Annotated in this window: 14 protein-coding genes and 1 tRNA gene; 8 read left to right on the top strand and 7 right to left on the bottom strand. The window is 59.8% G+C overall.

The features are described 5' to 3' along the window. Window positions 1-100: 100 nt before the first annotated feature. The 7 genes from AAA138_RS03145 to glgB all read right to left on the bottom strand — a co-directional run bounded on the left by AAA138_RS03145 (window position 101) and on the right by glgB (window position 13,501). Window positions 101-337, bottom strand: coding sequence for an FmdB family zinc ribbon protein (locus AAA138_RS03145; RefSeq protein WP_271730480.1), 237 nt, complete (start codon window positions 335-337; stop codon window positions 101-103). 88 nt (window positions 338-425) lie between these two features. Then, window positions 426-3,722, bottom strand: coding sequence for a 4-alpha-glucanotransferase (locus AAA138_RS03140; protein WP_349089523.1), 3,297 nt, complete (start codon window positions 3,720-3,722; stop codon window positions 426-428). Window positions 3,723-3,941: 219 nt separating this feature from the next. Continuing rightward, a complete protein-coding gene (gene glgA / locus AAA138_RS03135; protein ID WP_195568142.1) occupies window positions 3,942-6,227 on the bottom strand; it encodes a glycogen synthase GlgA in 2,286 nt (761 codons plus the stop codon). A 90-nt stretch (window positions 6,228-6,317) separates the two neighbouring features. Next, entirely contained in the window at window positions 6,318-7,445 is a 1,128-nt protein-coding gene (gene glgD, locus AAA138_RS03130) for a glucose-1-phosphate adenylyltransferase subunit GlgD (RefSeq protein ID WP_349089522.1), read from the bottom strand. A 4-nt stretch (window positions 7,446-7,449) separates the two neighbouring features. After that, window positions 7,450-8,598: a glucose-1-phosphate adenylyltransferase gene (locus AAA138_RS03125; protein ID WP_349089521.1), complete on the bottom strand. Its 1,149-nt coding sequence runs from the start codon at window positions 8,596-8,598 to the stop codon at window positions 7,450-7,452. A gap of 108 nt (window positions 8,599-8,706) precedes the next feature. Further along, window positions 8,707-11,133 carry a glycogen/starch/alpha-glucan phosphorylase gene (locus AAA138_RS03120; RefSeq protein ID WP_349089520.1) on the bottom strand — a complete coding sequence of 809 codons (2,427 nt, stop codon included), beginning with the start codon at window positions 11,131-11,133 and terminating at the stop codon, window positions 8,707-8,709. 94 nt (window positions 11,134-11,227) lie between these two features. Further along, a complete protein-coding gene (glgB, locus tag AAA138_RS03115; protein WP_349089636.1) occupies window positions 11,228-13,501 on the bottom strand; it encodes a 1,4-alpha-glucan branching protein GlgB in 2,274 nt (757 codons plus the stop codon). Window positions 13,502-13,832: 331 nt separating this feature from the next. On the opposite strand from glgB, the gene AAA138_RS03110 reads away from it, so the two are divergent. From AAA138_RS03110 to AAA138_RS03075, 8 genes are all read left to right on the top strand, one after another. Continuing rightward, window positions 13,833-14,522 carry an HAD family phosphatase gene (locus tag AAA138_RS03110; protein WP_349089519.1) on the top strand — a complete coding sequence of 230 codons (690 nt, stop codon included), beginning with the start codon at window positions 13,833-13,835 and terminating at the stop codon, window positions 14,520-14,522. 9 nt (window positions 14,523-14,531) lie between these two features. Next, the gene (locus AAA138_RS03105) at window positions 14,532-15,173 is read left to right on the top strand and encodes a thiamine diphosphokinase (RefSeq protein WP_349089518.1); all 642 of its coding nucleotides are present in this window, start codon (window positions 14,532-14,534) and stop codon (window positions 15,171-15,173) included. Between the two features lie 160 nt (window positions 15,174-15,333). Continuing rightward, a tRNA-Ala gene (locus tag AAA138_RS03100) sits at window positions 15,334-15,409 on the top strand. A gap of 10 nt (window positions 15,410-15,419) precedes the next feature. After that, complete coding sequence (locus tag AAA138_RS03095; RefSeq protein WP_349089517.1) at window positions 15,420-15,743, top strand: hypothetical protein; 324 nt, start codon at window positions 15,420-15,422, stop codon at window positions 15,741-15,743. A gap of 520 nt (window positions 15,744-16,263) precedes the next feature. Then, the gene (gene loaP, locus AAA138_RS03090; RefSeq protein WP_349089516.1) at window positions 16,264-16,809 is read left to right on the top strand and encodes an antiterminator LoaP; all 546 of its coding nucleotides are present in this window, start codon (window positions 16,264-16,266) and stop codon (window positions 16,807-16,809) included. 67 nt (window positions 16,810-16,876) lie between these two features. Continuing rightward, the gene (locus AAA138_RS03085; RefSeq protein ID WP_349089515.1) at window positions 16,877-17,626 is read left to right on the top strand and encodes a sugar transferase; all 750 of its coding nucleotides are present in this window, start codon (window positions 16,877-16,879) and stop codon (window positions 17,624-17,626) included. Then, window positions 17,626-18,402, top strand: coding sequence for a WecB/TagA/CpsF family glycosyltransferase (locus AAA138_RS03080; protein ID WP_349089514.1), 777 nt, complete (start codon window positions 17,626-17,628; stop codon window positions 18,400-18,402). Before AAA138_RS03085 ends, AAA138_RS03080 begins: the two co-directional genes overlap by 1 nt. After that, a partial coding sequence (locus AAA138_RS03075; RefSeq protein WP_349089512.1) for a polysaccharide biosynthesis protein occupies window positions 18,403-18,946 on the top strand: 544 nt, incomplete at its 3' end. It abuts the gene before it with no gap.

Raw genomic sequence — 18,946 nt, 5'->3', positions numbered from 1 at the left:
GTTGCGGTGAAATGGTTCCTGTTTGGCCGTTGGATGGGCTGATTCAGGAACTATTTCACCGCAACTCATAAGGAAACCTGGGTGGCGGGACCGCTTGTCTTTAGTGGTTATGTGGGCAGTTGGCGCAGCAGCCGCTGGTGGCGGTGGTGCTGGAACCACCGCTGCGCTGGTCGGTGTTGTAGAATCCGCTGCCCTCAAACTTGATGCCGCTGGCCGAGAACGTCTTGGATGCCGGGGCACCGCAGCTCGGGCACACGACCTCGGGGGTCTCGGACATGGGATGCTCAACCTCAAACACGTTGCCGCAGCTCGTGCACTTGTAATCGTAGCGCGCCATAATACTTCCTTTTCAGCACAAAGCGGGCAGATCGCTCTGCCCGCATAAATTCAAACAGCTGTAACTGTACCCTATATCGGGTGTTTTATCACGCTTCGCCCCAGAATCTATGGGTGTTGCGCAGGAGCTGTGCGGTTTTGCCCTCGGCGGCCGCAACGTCGGCCTCATCGGCCTGCCACGTCCAGTTGCCCGTGGCCACGCCCGGCACGTTCATGCGCGCGTCGTCGCCAAGCCCCAGGATATCCTGCAGCGGCATCATCACCAGGAGAGCGTCGCTTGCTAGCGCGTCGCCCATCAGCTTGGCCGCCACCTCAACACCGCTCGGCTCGTCGCCGCCCGCAAAGGAGCGCGTGCACCAACCGGCGAGCGTCGACGTGTCGTGCGTCGAGGTGTACAGAATCTTGCCCGGCATGGGATACACGCCGTTGCGGACGTCGTAATCGCTAAACTCCAGCACGTCCATACCGGGGAAACCGCAGGTCGAAGCCATGGCACGAACGCCGGGCGTCAGGTAGCCCAGGTCCTCGGCGATAAAGTTGAGCGGCCCCAGTTCGTCATAGGCAGTCTGGAACAGGTCCTTGCCCGGACCCGCCAGCCAGCGGCCGTCGGAGCAGGCCTTACCTGCGGGAATGCTAAAGTAGCTGTGGAATCCCAGGAAGTGGTCCAGGCGCACACGGTCGTAGAGCGAGAACGCGCGACGCAGACGGTCCATCCACCAGCGGTAGCCGTTCTCCTTCATGTGATCCCAACGGAAGGTGGGATTGCCCCACACCTGGCCCTCGGGCGCAAAATTGTCGGGCGGCGCGCCAGAAATCTCAATCGCCTTGCCGGTATCGGACAGCCAGAAGTTCTCGGGCTCGCTCCACGCATCTGCCGAATCGTCCGAAACGTACATCGGGATATCGCCGATGACATCGATGCCCTTCTTGTGCGCATAGTTCATGAGCTCGCACCAGGCCAGGTCAAAGCGATACTGCATGTACGCCTGCAGTTCAGCCTCGTCGTGGAAACGCTTGTCATCGATCAGGTGCTCGTTGTAGCGCGCGACATCTGCCGGCCAATCGTGACGCGATTCGCCCTCAAAGTACTTCTTAACGGCCATGTAGACGCAGTACTTCTCGAGCCAGTCGGCGTTGCGATGCTTAAACGCCGTGTAGAGCGGGTCTGCATCCTCGCCGCCACGGGCCTTCCAAGTCTCAAAGTCGGCCGCCAGTTCCTCTTGGCTTTCGGGCAGCAGGTCGATATTGCCCGCAAAGGCCGAAGGCCCAGCGTAAGGGGAGCGGAAGAAGTCTGTCGGGTTGACAGGCAGAACTTGCCAGTAGCGCATGCCCATGGCGGCCAGATGGTCGATAAAGCGACGCGTTGGCGCGCCAATCGTACCGGGCTTGCCGTCGTCGGTGGGCACCGAGGTGATATGGCACACGACGCCCGCGCCATGATCGAGCGGCTCCTGCAGGCGCTGCTCGGCATGGTGATAGATGATCGACGAGCCCAGCGGATACAGATCGAGCGTGACCGTACCGTTGTGGATCTCGCACTCGTGACCGCTGATCACGTCACTCGCACATTCGTCGAGCGCCGGAATCGTCACGCGGTGCGAATTGCGCAGGCTGCGGTTGATGATAATCGTCGCGGACTCGCCATCCTTGCCCGTGCGGTTGTAGGCCAGCACCTCGTCGTTGAGCGCAAAGGCCTTGATCTCGCCGTCGATCATAAATGGCAATGCACGGCGTACGGCGGAGGCGTTCTTGACAATAGCCAGCGTGTCGAAGTCGTGCAGTTGGTCCTTGGTCGGCAGTGTGCGGCGGTTGCCCGGATCGGTCAGGCCCTCCAGGCCGTATTCGTCGCCGTAGTAGATCGAAGGCACGCCTGGGAAGGTCATCTGCATGAGCGTGGCGAGCCAAAAGCGGCTCTTGGCCAGGCCCATCGAGTTCTCGTCCAGGCGCCACTTGCTGCGCTCGCACTCGGGCAGCTGTGACTCGTCGGGGCCGCCCCCGAGCACCGAGATGATGCGCGGGCGGTCGTGGCTCGACAGCAGGTTGAGCGCGCAGGACAGGGCTTCGCGCGGATAATTCTCGCGCAGGGTTTCGATATCCTCGGCTGCCTGGTAGGCGTTCTTGTAGCCCATCAAAAAGCCGATGACCATGTCGCGGAAGGGATAATCCATAGCAGAGTCCAGCTCGGAGCCCTGCAGGTAGCGGCGCAGATGGCCGTAGCTAATCTTGTTGGAGGCGTCTTCCCAGACTTCGCCGAGCAACAGTGCGTCGGGCTTTTCGGCAAGTACGGCCTTCTTGATCTCGGCCAGGAAGTCGTCGGAAAGCTCGTCGGCGACGTCAAGGCGCCAACCATGGGCACCGGCGCGCAGCCATTTGCGGATCACGCCGTCCTTGCCCAGGAGCCTCTCGCGTACCAGCTCGGACTTCTCGTTGATGGCCGGCATGTTGCCCACGCCCCACCAGCAGTCGTACGAGCCGTCCTCGTGGAAAGTAAACGCATCGCGCCACGGCGAATCCTCGCTCTGCCAGGCACCCACGCCGGGGTAGTTGCCATAGCGGTTGAAATATATCGAGTCGTCGCCCGTGTGGTTGAAGACGCCGTCCAGGATGATGGAGATGCCCAGCTTCTCGGCTGCCTGGCACAGCTCGGTAAAGTCCTGCTCGGTGCCCAGGATCGGGTCGATCTTGGTGTAGTCGGCCGTGTCGTAGCGGTGGTTGCTCGCGGCTTCAAAGATGGGGTTGAGGTAGATGGCCGTAAAGCCCAGCTCGGCGATGCGGGGCAGGTCTTCCTGGATGCCCTTGAGCGAGCCGCCGTAGAAGTCCCAGGTCTTGATGGAGCCGTCCTCGGCGCGCTCGTACACGGGCGGCTCGTTCCAGTCCTCGACCATCCGGCGCTGAATGCCCTTGCGCGGTTTTTCGAGTTGGGCCATTGTGCGCTCGCGCCAATGCTCGTCACGGGCGTAGCGGTCGGGGAAGATCTGGTAGACCATGCCGCGCTCGTACCAGGTGGGGCGGTTCTCGCGGTGCTTGTAGACGGTAATCTGGAAGGACGGCACCTCGGCGTAGTCGTAGGTTACGCCCTCGCCGCCGGTGCGGCCCTGGGGCGCGCCCAGGCGAACCTCGGGCTGGCCCTCGATATTGCATATAAAGCTGTACCACACAAGACACGGTTCAGTGCATTTGAGCTCGCCGGTAAAAATGCCATCGCCTTCGTGCTCCATCGGAATCAGGGTCTCGCCGACTTCATCGACCCAGGTACGCAGGGTGAGTGTTGCCTGGTTGGGATCGGCATCCTCCAAAATAACCGAGAGTGCAACGGTAGTTCCTGTGGTCACAGCGCCAAACGGAGTGCGAAACTGCGGTAGGCGGCTGTTGTGTATCAATCTCATAGTACGGTCCAGTTCAATAGAATCACGGCCTACGGGCCATGGGCTTTACGCACAAGATATAAGTATATCTGTTGTACACAGGGTGTATAAACAACATCCGTTTACCATCGGCGAACGGTTGTCCTAGAAAATCGTTTTACCAACTGTCTACAGAGAAGGGGCGCCCGGTTGGAGCGCCCCTTGTTTAGGGTTTTGATTAGGTTTTAGATCGTCTGTGGGCTAGCGGCGTTTGCGGGTGGCCGTTGCCTTGCGGACGGAGGTCTTCTTGGTCGGGGCCTTTTCCTCGGCCGGAGCGGCAGGGGAGACCGGGGCCTCCTTGGCGGGCTCGGTCTTTGCCGTAGCCTTCGGAGCGGTCTTGACCTCAGCGGCCTTCGGTGCCGGCTCGGCCTTTACTGCAGGCTTGTCCTCGGCTTTAGCCTCTGCCTTGGGAGCAGCAGCCTTGGTCGTGGTCTTCTTGGCCGTCGTCGTAGAGCGCTTGCGCGTGGTGGTCTTGGCGGCTGGCTTTGCCTCGACGGGCGTCTCCTCGACTCTGGCGGCCGGCTTTGCGGCTGCCTTGGTCGTGGCGGCCTTCGTGGTCGTCGCCTTCGTTGTCGTGGTCTTCTTGGCTGCCGTTGCCTTTTTGGTGGTCGCGGTCGTCTTCTTGGCAGTGGTCTTGGCCGGTGCCTTGACGGCGGGCTTGGCCTCGACGGCGGCTTCAGCCTTTACCTCGGGAGCGGCCTCGGCGGCCTTCTTTGCAGCGGCGGTCGTGCGCTTGCGCGTCGTCGTTGTCTTGGTAGCGGTGGTCTTGGTTGTCGTCGCCTTGGTCGTAGTGGCCTTCTTAGCCGTCGTCTTACGAGTCGTGGTCTTCTTGGCGGCAGACTTTGCAGCCGGCTTAGCCTCAGTCTCGAGAGCTGCCTCAATCTTCACCTTAGATTCAGCTTTAACCGGCTTCTCCTCAGCCTTGGGTTCCTCGACAACCGGCTCGGCCTTGGGCTTGGGCTCGGCCGCAGTCTCCTCAGCCACAACCGCAGGCTCGTCGACAACCGCCGCCGGCCTCTCAATCTCCGGGTGCATAAAGAAGTACAGGTCCAGATACTTGTCGGCCGAGCGCGTCCAGCTAAAGTCCTGGCTCATGGCCTGCGTGACCAGCTGGTTCCAGGCATCGCGGTTGTCCCAGAAAAGACGCGCCGCGCGGAACACCGCGTCGCCCATCTCGTCACCGTTAAAGTTGCTAAACGAGAAGCCCGTGCCCTCGCCGGTAAACTCGTTATACGGGATCACGGTGTCCTTCAGACCACCGGTTTCGCGAACAATCGGAAGGGTGCCGTAGCGCATAGCGATGATCTGCGACAGGCCGCAGGGCTCAAACTTCGAAGGCATCAGGAACATATCGGCGGCGGCATACATACGCTGCGACAGCGCCGGGTCAAACTCGATGCGCGCGGCCATGGTGCCGGGGTACTTGTCCTGGAAGTAGCGTAGGCCGTCCTCGTAGTCGCGGTCGCCGGTGCCCAGCACGGCCACCTGCACGCCGCCGGCAAGAATGCGGTCGAGCGCGTACATGACCAGGTCCAGGCCCTTCTGACGCGTCAGGCGCGTAACCATCACCATGAGCGGACGGTCGTCGCGAACCTCGAGCCCCAGCTCTTCCTGCAGCTTGGCCTTGCACACGGCCTTGCCCCCACGGTCATCAACCGTGTAGTTTGCGGCAATGCGCTTGTCAGTCGCCGGGTCAAAGCCCGCCACGTCAATGCCGTTCAAAATGCCCTGCAGCGCATAGGAGCGCTCGCGCAGCACGCCGTCCAGGCCCTCGCCAAACTCGGGCGTCTGGATCTCGTTGGCATAGGTGGGGCTCACCGTGGTGATGGCGTCGGCATAGCGTAGCGCACCCAGCATGTAGTTGATGCTGCAGGCGTCGCAACGCAGCTGCGAAGCGGCCGCCGGAATGTGCGCCACGCCCAGGATGTCCTCCATCACGGTGTCGCTAAACTGGCCCTGGAACGCCACGTTGTGGATCGAGAACACGGTCTTGACGCGGTCGTACAGCGGCAGTCCCTGGTAGAACTCGCGCAAGAACACGGGCGCCAGTGCCGTCTGCCAGTCGTTGCAGTGCAGGATGTCGCACTCAAAACCGGCCGGCAGGTGCTGCAGGCTCTCGGTGATGGCCTTAGAGAAGAACGCAAAGCGCTCGCCGTCGTCAAAGAAGCCGTACGGATAGTCGCGCGCAAAGTAGCGTTCGTTGTCGATGAACATATAGGTGACGCCGTCGTGCTCGAGCTTCTCGAGTCCGCAGTACTCGTTGCGCCAGCCCAGGCTCACATAAAAGTCGGAGAAGTGCTCCATCTGCGCCTTGTACTCGTCCTTGATGGTGGCGTACTTGGGTACCATCACGATGACCTCGGCGCCGGCGCGCACAAGCGCCGCAGGCAGCGAGCCCGCCACGTCGCCCAGGCCACCGGTCTTTACAAACGGTGCGCACTCGGCCGAGGCAAACACGATCTGCATCTTTTTGCTGGAATCTGCCATATTGTCTCCCATGTTGCAATTCGAGAATAGCCGCCTGGCGCAAACCGGGCGGCTATTCTGCATGTTACGAGCGATGTTGCGGTGCCTACGTTAATGCACGATGGTGGTATCGGGAGTTAACGGGGCTTTGCCCAGCACCAGGATGTTCTCGGGCGTGCCGCGAAGCTCGGTGTTGGTGGGAACCACGTTGTTCTTGTCCAGGATGGCGTTCTCAACGCGGGCGCCGCTCTTGATGATGCAGCTCTGGTTGATGATCGAGTTGGTCACCGAGGCGCCTTCCTCAACCACAACGCCGCGCGACAGGATCGAGTTGCGCACGGTGCCCTTGATGATGCAGCCGGCTGAGATGATCGAGTTGCACGCGTGGCTGCCGGTCGCATAGCGCGAAGGCGGCACGTCGTGAGCCTTGGTCAGGATCGGGCGCTCGGGATCGAAGAGCTGGTCGGCCACGGTCTGGTCGAGCAGGTCCATGCTGCGGCGATACAGCGACTTCTCGCTAAACACGCCCACGACCTCGCCTTTGTACTCGTAGCTGCACACGTCGATATTGCCAAAGTCGCCCTGGAGTGCCTCGAGCAGATCCAGATAGTCGGCGGCCTGGTAGTGGTCGATGATCTCGAGCAGCGTCTCGCGGTTGACGATGCAGCAGTCCATAGAGGCGTTGTCGCCGTACACGACGCCGGCGCTCACGCCTGTCAGGCGGCCGTTCTCGTTGATCTCGAGCTTGGTCTCGTCATCGACGTTGCGCGTGGCCTTGCAGTACACCACGGTCATCTGAGCGCCGGAGTTCTCGTGCGCGTCGATGATGGTGTTGAGGTCCATGTTAAAGATGATGTTGGAGCCCATCATCACAACGTAGGGCTTGTCCGAGCGCTGGAACAGCGTCTTGTTGGAGATGATGTCGCGCAGCAGGAAGCGCATGCCGCCCTTGGTGGTGCCATACGCGTTGCCGGGCACCATGAACAGGCCGCCCTTCTTGCGGTCCAGGCCCCAGTCCTTGCCCGAGCCCACGTGGTCGATCAGCGAGCGGTAGTTGCCCGGCATGACGACGCCGACGGTCTTAATGCCGGCATTCATCATGTTGGACAGCGGGAAGTCGATCAGGCGGTAGCGGCCCAAAAACGGAACGGACGCGATGGGGCGGTCCTTGAGCAGCACGCCGCCGTAGGTCGAAGAGTAGTTAGCGGTGATATAACCGATGGCCTTGCGATTGATCATCGGATCATTCCCCCTTCCCGATAACGACGTCATTTCCAACGACGGCCGTATCCTTGGTGGTATCGACAGAGCCGAGCTTCACGCCCTCTTCGACCGTGGAGTTCTCGCCCAAAATAGCGCGGCAGATGTGCGCGCCGCTCTTAACGTGCGCACCCGGCAGCAGCACGGAGTCCTCGACCACGGCGCGCTCCTCGATGATGACATCGGTCGAAAGGATCGAGTGGCGAGCGGTGCCGTAGATCTTGCAGCCGTTGGAGACCAGGCAGTCGTCCAGGCGGCCGTCCGGGCCAATGTAGTGCGGCGGACGCGTGGTGATGTTGGACATGATGGGGAAGTTCTTGTCAAACAGATCGAACTCGGGGTTGTTGCCCAGCAGGTCCATCGAGGTCTCGTGGAAGCTGGCGATGGTGCCGACGTCCTTCCAAAAGCCGTGGAACTCGTAGCTGTACAGGCGCTTGCCCTCGCCGAGCAGCTTGGGGATGATGTCCTTGCCAAAGTCGTGGCTCGAGCGCTGGTCCAGGGCGTCCGCCTCGAGCGCCTCGATCAGCACGTCGGCCGAGAAGATGTAGATGCCCATGGACGCAAGGTTCGAATCGGGCTTCTCGGGCTTCTCGGTGAACTTGGTGATGCGGCCGTCCTCGGGGTCGGTGGTCAGGATGCCAAAGCGGCTGGCCTCCTCCCACGGCACGGGCATAACGCTCACCGTGAGGTCGGCGTTGTTCTCAATGTGCGTCTTGAGCATCTTGCGGTAGTCCATGCGATACAGGTGATCGCCCGAAAGAATCAGGACGTACTTGGGGTCGTTGGCCTTGATGTAGTCGAGGTTCTGCGTAATGGCGTCGGCCGTGCCCGCATACCAGGCGCCACCGGTCTGCGTCTCGTACGGCGGCAGGATCGACACGCCGCCGTCACGGCTGTCCAGATTCCAGGCCTCGCCGGAGCCCACATAGGCATGCAGCAGGTAGGGACGGTACTGCGTCAGAACGCCCACCGTGTCGATGCCCGAGTTGGAGCAGTTGGACAGCGAAAAGTCGATAATGCGGAACTTGCCACCAAAGCTAACCGCCGGCTTGGCGATCTTTTGGGTGAGTGCCCCCAATCGGCTGCCCTGTCCTCCTGCGAGGAGCATCGCGATGCATTCTTTCTTACTCATCGATTTCTCCTTCTGTCATCGATGTTCTTAAACCCATTAGCGACGGGCGCGGCGCTCGGTCGCGCCCGTCGAGTAATGCCGTGCTGGCATAGGGGAACTCGCGCGCCTTTACGCGTGCCAGATCTCGTCGCGGTATTCGCGAATGGTGCGGTCGCTCGAGAACCAGCCGGAGGAGGCGGTGTTGAGCAGCGCCTTGCGGTTCCAGGTCTCCTGGTCGCCGTAGCTGTTCGTGAGCGCCTCCCACGCATCCACGTAGCTGCGGAAATCGGCCATGACCAGGTCGGGGTCGTTGTTGTTCATGAGCTCGTTGTAGATACTCTCGAAGTTGCCCGAAAGACCCTCAAAGGTGTCGTCCTTGAGCTCGTCCATAACGCGGCCCAGACGCTCGCGATCGTTGTTGAGCGTATCCCACGCAAAGTAGCTGTTGGATGCCCAGAGCTTCTCGACCTCGGGAGCAGTCAGGCCAAAGATGGCCTCGTTCTCGCGGCCGGCCAGATCGGCGATCTCGATGTTGGCGCCGTCGAGGGTGCCCAGCGTAATGGCGCCGTTCATCATGAGCTTCATGTTGGACGTGCCCGAGGCCTCCTTGCCGGCCGTGGAGATCTGCTCCGAGATCTCGGCGGCGGGGTAGATGAGCTGGGCGTTGCTCACGCGGAAGTTGGGGATAAAGCAGACCTTCATGACCTCGTTGACGCGGGCATCGTTGTTGATGACGTCGGCCACGGAGTTAATGAGGCGGATGGTCTCCTTGGCGAAGGTGTAGCTCGAGGCAGCCTTGCCGCTAAAGATGAAGGTCGTCGGCGTCACGTGGAAGTTGGGATCGGCGATGCGGCGGTTGTAGATGTCCATCACCTTCATGATGTTCATGAGCTGGCGCTTGTAGGCATGGAAGCGCTTAACCTGAACATCGAAGACGGTGTTGGGGTCGATGACCAGACCGGTCTCGGCCTTGACGTAGGCGGCCAGACGCTCCTTGTTGGCGCGCTTGGAGGCACCCACGGCCTTCAGGAACTCGGTGTCGTCCTTAAACTCCTTGAGCTTCTCCAGCTCAAAGGCGTCCTTGAGCCAGCCATCGCCAATGGCATCGGTGACGAGCTTGGCGTAGGTTGGGTTGGCCTCGGCAAAGAAGCGACGGTGCGAGATACCGTTGGTCTTGTTGTTGAACTTCTCGGGCGTCAGGGCATAGAAGTCCTTGAGCACGATGTTCTTGATGATGTCGGAGTGGATCTTGGCCACGCCGTTGACGCTGTGGCTGCAGATCACGGACAGGTTGGCCATGCGAATCTCGCCGTCCCACAGAATGGCGGTCTGGCGCAGACGCTCCTGCCAGCCCTCCTGCGTGGTGTCGAACGACTCGTGCCAACGACGGCTGATCTCGTCGATGATCTGGTACACGCGGGGGAGGAGCTTGGAGAACGTGCCGATGGGCCACTTCTCCAGAGCCTCGGGCAGGATGGTGTGGTTGGTGTAGCTCACGACCTGTGTCACGATGTTCCAGGCGTCATCCCACTCGAGCTTCTTCTCGTCGATGAGGATGCGCATGAGCTCAGGACCGCACATGGCGGGGTGCGTGTCGTTGGTGTGGATGGCCACAAACTGCGGCAGCAGCTCCCAGTTCTCGCCGTGCTCCTTCTCAAAGGTGTCGAGCAGGCTGTAGATGCCGGCCGATACAAACAGGTACTCCTGCTTCAGGCGCAGCAGACGGCCGTGCTCGCCGGCGTCGTTGGGGTAGAGGATGGCGCTGATGGCCTCGGCCTCGGCGCGCTCGGCGTCGGCCAGGGCATAGTCGCCGCGGTTGAAGGCCTCCAGGTCAAAGTGCTCCTCGACCGGCTCAGCGGCCCAGACGCGCAGCTTGTTGACGGTCTCGCCGGCATAGCCCACCACGGGGATGTCATAAGGGACGGCCAGGATGTCCTGCGTGTCCACCGTGCGGTAGAACGTGCGGCCGTTCTCCTCAAAGCCCTCAACATGGCCACCAAACTTGATGGTCACGGCCTTGTCCTGACGACGGACCTCCCAGGGATAGCCGTGGGTGAGCCACTCGTCGGTAGCCTCGACCTGGCTTCCGTTGACGATTTCCTGCTTAAACAGGCCGTAGCGGTAGCGCATGCCGTTGCCGTAGCCGGCAATGCCCTCGGCTGCCATGGAATCCAGGAAGCATGCGGCAAGACGGCCCAGACCACCGTTGCCCAGAGCCGGATCGGGCTCCTGGTTCTCGATGACGGAAAGGTCGAAGCCCATGTCGTCGAGCGCCTCGGCGACCATGTCGCGCACGCCAAAGTTGAGCAGGTAGTTGTCGAGCAGGCGGCCGATCAAAAACTCGATCGAGAAGTAGTACACGCGCTTCTTGCCCTCGGCGGTGGCGCGGGCGTCACTCTTGGTGGCAACGGTGCGCGCCTTCTCGGCCACGAGCTTTGCCAGGGCGTTAAAGCGGTCGAGGTCGCTGGCGGCCTCGACGCTCTTGCCGCTGATGCTCATGACGGCATCGCGATAGAGCTCGGTAAACTCCTGCTTGTTGTCGAAGATCTTATTCATACGTTCCTTTCCCCCGGGGATGATTCTCCCGGAACGGTTATGACTTGTATCCTACGCCCCGGCGAGGCGGGTAATTACAGCTGTAACGGCTTTGTTACGCATCCTTGGCCGACGGCTTAACAGAAGCAGACTTGGCCTTGGCAGCGGCCTTTTTGGCAGCCGGCTTCTTGGTCGCGGTAGCCTTAGCAGCGGGCTTTGCGACAGCCTTGGCCTTGGTCGTCGTAGCCTTTGCCTTGGTCGGAGCCTTCTTGGCAGCCGCGGGCTTGGGCTTCACCGAGGACGTGCGCTTGCGCGTCGCTTTCTTGGGCTCCTCAACCACCGGCGGCTTGTAGCTGCTGGGACCGCGGCGCTTAAGGACCACGCCTGCCAGGCCGGGCACCTTGATCTCGATGGAGTCCATCTGCCCGTTCCAGGGATAGGGCTCGCTCGAGCAGGTGTAGGGCTCCTCGCCGGCGTATCCGCTGCCGCCAAACTCGGGACGGTCGGAATCAAAGATGACCTCCCAGTCGCCCTCACGCGGCACGCCCACACGGAAGCTCTCATAGCTCGCCGGGTCAAAGTTGATCAGGATCACCAGGTCGTCATCGACGTCCTCGCCCTGGCGCACAAAGCTCACGATGGACTGCTTGGAGTTGTCCGCGTCGATCCAGGTAAAGCCGTCATCGGTGTAGCCGCGCTCGTACAGGGCGGGCTCGGCGGTGTACAGGTGGTTGAGCGCCTTGATAAACGCCTGATGATGCTTGTGGGTCTCGTACTCCTCGGTCAGGAACCACTGGATAGACTCGTAGTAGCGCCACTCAAAAAACTGGCCAATCTCGTTGCCCATAAAGTTGAGCTTGGCACCGGGGTGCGTCATCTGGTAGAAGGCCAGCGTGCGTAGGCCGGCAAACTGGCGCCACCAGTCGCCCGGCATGCGGCCGATGAGCGAACACTTGCCGTGCACGACCTCGTCGTGGCTCAGCGGACAAATGAAGTTCTCGGTAAAAGCGTACATGATGGAGAACGTGAGCAGGCCGTGGTTGCCGGGGCGCCACGGAAAATCGGTCTGCATGTAGTGCAGGGTGTCGTTCATCCAGCCCATGTCCCACTTGTAGTGGAAGCCCAGGCCGCCGTCCTGCGGCGGGTAGGTCACGAGCGGCCACGCTGTGGACTCCTCGGCCATCATCATCACGTCGGGGTAGTGCGCCTCCACGGCGCAGTTGACCTGACGGATAAACGCGCTGGCGTCCAAGTCCTCCTCGGTACCGTACTTGTTGAACTTCTTTTGGCCCGGATCGTCGATGCCAAAGTTGAGGTACAGCATGCTGGACACGCCGTCCATGCGAATGCCGTCCACGTGGAAGTTCTCGAGCCAGTACAGTACGTTGGAGACCAAGAAAGAGCGGACCTCGCCGCGGGCGAAGTCGAACTTGTGCGTGCCCCAGTTGGGGTGAATCTCGTGCTCAAACAGCATATGGCCGTTAAAGGTGGCAAGGCCGTGGGAATCGGCGCAAAAACCGCCGGGTACCCAGTCCATGATCACGCCGATGCCCGCCTCGTGGCACGCATCGATAAAGTGCATGAGCTGCTGCGGATTGCCGTAGCGCGACGTGGCGGCGTAGTAGCCGGTCGTCTGGTAGCCCCAGGAGCCGTCGAAGGGATGCTCCATGAGCGGCATGACCTCGATATGCGTGTAGCCCATGTCGCGCACGTAGTCCACGAGCTCCACCGACAGTTCGTCGTAGGTGTAGAACTCGCCGCGCTGTGCGGGGAAGGGATCCATGGGGCCGGGGTAGTTGCCGTACTCGTCCGGATCGCCCTGCGGCGCGTCGCCGTGGCGCTTCCACGAGCCAATATGCACCTCATAGATGTTAAGGGGCTGCGACATGTGGTTATGGCTGGCACGGCGCTTGAGCCACGCGGCGTCGTTCCACTTGTAGCCATCGAGGGTCCACAGCACGCTCGCCGTTCCCGGAGGGCACTCGGCCTTAAAGGCGTACGGATCGGCCTTGTAGAGCTTTTCGCCCTCGTTGGTCTCGATAAGGTACTTATAGAGCTGGCCCTGCTCGGCACCAGGAATAAAGCCTTCCCAAATAGCGCTCGTATGCATGGGCACCAGCGGGTTGGCTTCCTCGTCCCAGTCGTTAAATTCGCCAATGACATGGACGCTCTTTACGTCGGGCGCCCAAACGCAAAAGCGCCAGCCGCGCGTACGGTTCTGCGTGTCGGGGTGAGCGCCCATCTTTTCCCAGCTGCGCTCCCACATTCCAATGCCAAACAGGTAGACATCGTCCTTGGAGAGCTCCGGTGCGTGCGGGGCGGCTTTGCGGGTAGCAGGCTTTTTGGTTGCTGGCTTTAGCTTTGTATCGCTCACGTTTGATCCCATCATGACGCGGCAGCGTGTTGCCTTGGTGACTAGATGCGAAAGGTCCAAGGCTGCACGAATCGAAGGGACGGCGATAGTTCTATGATTCGTTCCACCTCGCGTGCTCGGTGGAACTTTCGGCAGAAACTACGATAACACCTGTACGTTAGTTTTATGGACGAAAGCGGATTTGCGGGGGCGTTTAATCGGTAAGCGACATGTTTATACCACTGGCAGAATTGCTGTGGTAAAACCCTTGACAGTTTTACCAATTAGGGTTTCAAAACTGATAGGCTTACGTTTGGTAAAACGTTTTTAGCAGGTTGTTTACTATTTGACATCGAAAGGCTCGTTTATGAACCACATCGCTGCTCCAAGTGTTGCTTTTATTTTCGATTGCGACGGAACTCTGGTTAATAGCTCCCCCGTCTGGGGCCATGCGCAGACCGAGTTATTGCGCCGTCATGGCATTGATGTAACGGTCGACGATTTTGCCCAGTTTGAGCATTTGTCGCTCGAGGACGAGTGCCAGGCCTACCACGACACGTGGGGCATTGGCGCGAATGGTGAGGAGCTGTATCGTGAGCTTGGCGAGATTTTGATCGATGGGTACTCCAAGGTGCCGCCGCGTGAGGGGCTCCTGGCATTTTTGGAGCAGGCGAAGGCGGCGGGCATTGCCATGTGCGTGGCCACGTCCACGCCGGCCGAACTGGTGCAGTCCGCCCTTGCGGCTGCTGGCCTTGATCGCTATATGGAGTTTATTACTACGACGGGCGAGGCGGGGCGCTCCAAGCAGTTCCCCGACGTGTATGAGCTGGCGTTGCGTTGCCTGGAAGAGCGCCACGGGCACAAGTTCGAGCGCGCTTGGGTATTTGAGGACGCCGTCTTTGGCCTTAAGAGCTCTGGCACTGCTGGATTTAAGCGCGTGGGCATTTATGACCCGCACGGCCGCATGGAGCGCGACGAGGTTCGCGGCAACTGCGACATCTTTATCGACAGTTATGAGGACCTGGACCTGGCCCGCGTGCTTTCGTTTGAGGGCTAGGCGAGGGCCGTGGCTTGTAAAGTATTAGTTGTTTGCGGCTCGCCGGTGGTGGCGAGTGCGGATCTGCTTCGCCAGCTGGCAGGGGAGTGCGACCACATCGTAGCCGTAGACCGCGGCCTGGACGCCCTGTTGGGCGCTGGCCTGAGCTGCGACGTCTACGTGGGCGACGCCGACACCGTTAGCGATGAGGGTCGCGCTCTGGTCGATGCCGCTGTCGATTTTGAAGTAGAACGTCACAGCCCCTACAAGGACTACACCGATTTAGCACTAGCTCTAGACACCATCCGCCGCCGCTGGCCGAGTGCCGAAGTGGTTGCGACCTGCGCTGCCGGTGGCCGCCCAGATATGGCCCTGTCTGTGTTAGGGCTACTGGCAGGCTATGCGGATGCCCCCGTCTGGATCGTAGAAGACGAAGTAACGGCCAGAATCCTGCACCAGGACGAGACCTTGACCATCGAAAACGCCGAGGGCAAAACCTTCTCCATCATCGCCATAGCCCCCAACACAGAGATAAGTGAACACGGCCTAGAATGGGAACTAGACCACAACCCCCTGGGCCTGTTAGCCGACACAGGCATTAGCAACATAGTCAGGTCAACCGCAAAGATCGAAGTCCACACCGGTATCGCCATCGCTTACCTCTACAAGTAAGGTCTATCGCATCAGGGTTTTATCGGGACGGCGGATAAAAATAATCGCTCGTAGAGTGATTATTTTTGCCCCGTCCCAGGAAAACCCGTAAGGTGGATAATCAATCCAAAATTTCCCCTTGCATCCCCGAAGATCTTCCCCTATAGTACTACCTCGTCACGGGGGCGTAGCTCAGCTGGGAGAGCGCTTGACTGGCAGTCAAGAGGTCAGGGGTTCGATCCCCCTCGTCTCCACCATCGTGAATGCATGGCCACTCAACCGAGTGGCCTTTTTTATTTGCATACGATATTAAGTGGCCTGAACTGCATTTTTGCAAAATATGCAAATTACTTCCCTGTTCAAGTTCGCCGTCAGCAGCAGTTGTCGCAAATTTTGCGACAACTGTTGCCCAAAAAGTTGCGCAATTACCTTCCCGGTTTTGTACAAAGTTTGTTAGCCAAGCATAATAGTTTGAGCAATTCACGCCGCCAACAATACAACTCGGGCAGTGATCGTCAGCCCACACACCCCCATAAACCTGCGGCAATGCGTGCAAGGCAGCGCGATATCCCCCATAACCACGGCAAATAAACAATATGTTGCTCAACACGCCCCAAAACGTATGGGCCACCTGCTGTGCTAGGATAGCTAACGTTACATGGGTTCAACTGTGCTCACGGCTCCAGCAAGCCGCAAAGCACAGGGTCGATCGGCATCCGGCCGTAACGGCGGTGCCAGAAAAACCACGAGCTCCAATAGCGTCGTCGTGCATATCGCATCGAATGACTTTGTTCTTGTCTATGTGCAGTTTTTCATTCGATTCGACATTTCATGACAAATCGCAGCAGTCCTGCAGCTGTTTGCGTGCGGTCCAGTTTTGTTCCCGCTTGACTGGGTCGCACGCAGCTAGCTGGGGACGCGGTCTTTTTGCGATACACGTCCGCGTCTCTAGCCACTGCACTCATACATACCGTTCACGGTGGGGCAGAGCCACGTGCTTGTCTAACTGGGCTCAGGGTTTGAATATGGAGCGCCTTCGCGCACAAGCGCCCTGGCGAAGCCATAGCCAAACCCCGTGAGCCACACGTAAGACAGCAAGGGGGTGGTGCTCGTGTGGTATGTGATCCAGGTCATTAACGGTCGCGAAGACGTAATGCGCGAGCGCATCGAGCGTATGGTGCCGGCTGGCGCCATGCAGGAGTTCTTTTATCCTCAATTTCAAACCGAGATTAAGGTACACGGCGAATGGGTCGATACGACCAAGCCGCTCTTTCCCGGTTATCTTATCTGCGATACGTCAGATCCCCGCACCGTGCAACAGTATCTGCTGCGGATGGACGACTTTGCCCGGGTGCTATCCCAGGACGGTCGGTTTGTGCCGCTGGCAAAAGAAGAGGTCCAGCTTATTGGCGGCTTTACGCATAGGGGAGACCGCGTAGTGCCCATGAGCGAGGCCCTAAAAGACGGTGACCAGGTCGTAGTGACGGCAGGTCCGCTGCTGGGGCACGAAGGCCTTATCAAAACCATTAACAGACGCAAGAGCACTGCTTATTTGGAGCTCGACCTGTGCGGCCGACGCGTAACTACGCGCGTTGGCCTTGCCGTGCTTTCAGCCGAGCAGCGCGTAATGCGAAACCTAAAAAGGGCGATTGCCTAGCTGCAGGCGACTGTTTAACGGGACAGGGAGGATCCCCGAGGGCGGGGACGTTGACTTGAAGGAAATAGTGTCAGACAAAACTGAAAATTCAGTAGAAGCGCCGGTAGGGGCCTCGCTGGTTGCCCAAGCCATGAGCGGCGGCGACTCGAGCATGCGCTACAAGGCCATGCAGGCCGTGAAGGACTGGGACCGCACGCGCCTGGCCTACCGCACCGTCAAGCGCGCCTTCGACATCGTGTTCAGCGGCTGCGTGCTGGCCGTCATCGCCATACCCAGCCTTGTGCTCGCTGCCGCCATCCGCCTGGAGAGCGAGGGCAACCCGTTCTACAGCCAGATCCGCGTGGGCCAGACCCACCGCGACGGCAGCCTTTCCACCTTCCGCATGTGGAAGTTCCGCAGCATGTTCAAAGACGCCGACAAGCGCCTCGTCGAGCTCAAGGGGCAGAACGAGATCGCCGGCGCCATGTTCAAGATGAGGGACGACCCGCGCGTCACCAAGATTGGCAAGTTCATCCGAAAGCACTCCATTGACGAGTTTCCGCAGTTCCTGAACGTGTTCCTGGGCCAGATGTCCGTCGTGGGCCCGCGTCCGCCTCTGCCGAACGAGGTGGCGGAGTACACCGAGTACGACCTGCAGCGCCTGGCCGTGAAGCCGGGGATCACCGGCTGGTGGCAGGTGACGGAGCGCAATTCGACCGGGTTCGACGGCATGGTCCGCCGAGACCTGGAGTACATCGCCAACCGGGGCATTTTTACCGACCTCAAGATCGTTGTCCTCACGGTGATCGAGGTCATCACCGGTAAGGGTGCGTGTTAATGCTTCAGGACTATTCTAAATTCGTTGAGCTCAAGCGCGTTCCCGTAATCGATGTTCCGATCACGGGAACCAATATGTCTGAGTGTGTCGAGTTTCTCACTCGCCATATAGATGAGCTACATGGCGAATATATTTGCGTTTCCAATGCTCATACCTCGGTTATGGCCCATGACGACCCTTCCTATTGGGCCTGCCAAGCTGACTCCCTCATGTCCGTTCCTGACGGCAAGCCTTTATCTGTCGTCGGACGTAAAACAATAGAGTCTATGGGGCGTGTAACTGGACCCGATCTGATGCGAGAGATATTCAATATTTCCTTGCAGCAAGGATGGAGCCATTACTTCTACGGTAACGAGCAGAAGAATCTCGACGCTCTCAAAAATTCACTTCAAGAGGAATATCCAGGCCTGGAAATCGCTGGCATGGAGGCTTCGGTTTTCCGACCGCTCTCCGACAGCGAGAAGCGAGACCTTTCGCGACGTATCGCTGATTCGGATGCAGACTTCGCATGGATAGCTCTTGGCGCGCCCCGTCAAGAAGTTCTTATGCACGAGCTCAAGGGAGGGCCACAACCGTTGATGATCGGTGTTGGCGGAGCGTTCAACGTTCTCGCCGGCGTGGTGCCAGAGGCGCCGATGTGGATGCAAAACCTGAGTCTCGAGTGGCTATACAGACTTATTCAAGAGCCGAAGCGGCTTTTCAAACGATACCTCGTAACTAATACGAAATTTCTCTTTTACCAGTTTACAAAAGCCAAACGTAAGGAAGGCAAATAGATGAACGATTCGACCACCTTTAAAGACAAGACCCTTATGATCACGGGCGGCACCGGATCGTTCGGCAACACTGTGCTCAAGCACTTCATGAACACCGACCTGGCGGAGATCCGCATCTTCTCGCGCGACGAGAAGAAGCAGGACGACATGCGCCACCGCCTGCAGGAGAGGTCCCCCGAGCTCGCCTCCAAGGTGCGCTTCTTCATCGGCGACGTCCGCAACGCCCAGAGCGTGCGCGACGCCATGCACGGCGTGGACTACATCTTCCACGCCGCCGCCCTCAAGCAGGTGCCCTCCTGCGAGTTCTTCCCCATGGAGGCCGTGCGAACCAACGTCATCGGCACGGACAACGTCCTGCACGCAGCCATCGACGAGGGCGTCGACCGCGTCGTGTGCCTGTCCACCGACAAGGCCGCCTACCCCATCAACGCCATGGGCAAGTCCAAGGCCATGATGGAGTCCATCATCTACGCCAACGCCCGCAACGGCGCCGGCCGCACCACCATCTGCTGCACCCGCTACGGCAACGTCATGTGCTCGCGCG

The sequence above is a fragment of the Collinsella sp. CLA-JM-H32B genome (assembly GCF_040098065.1).
Taxonomy (GTDB): domain Bacteria; phylum Actinomycetota; class Coriobacteriia; order Coriobacteriales; family Coriobacteriaceae; genus Collinsella.
Note: the sequence above shows the minus strand (reverse complement) of the source record. Positions and strands in the feature narration are given on the sequence as shown.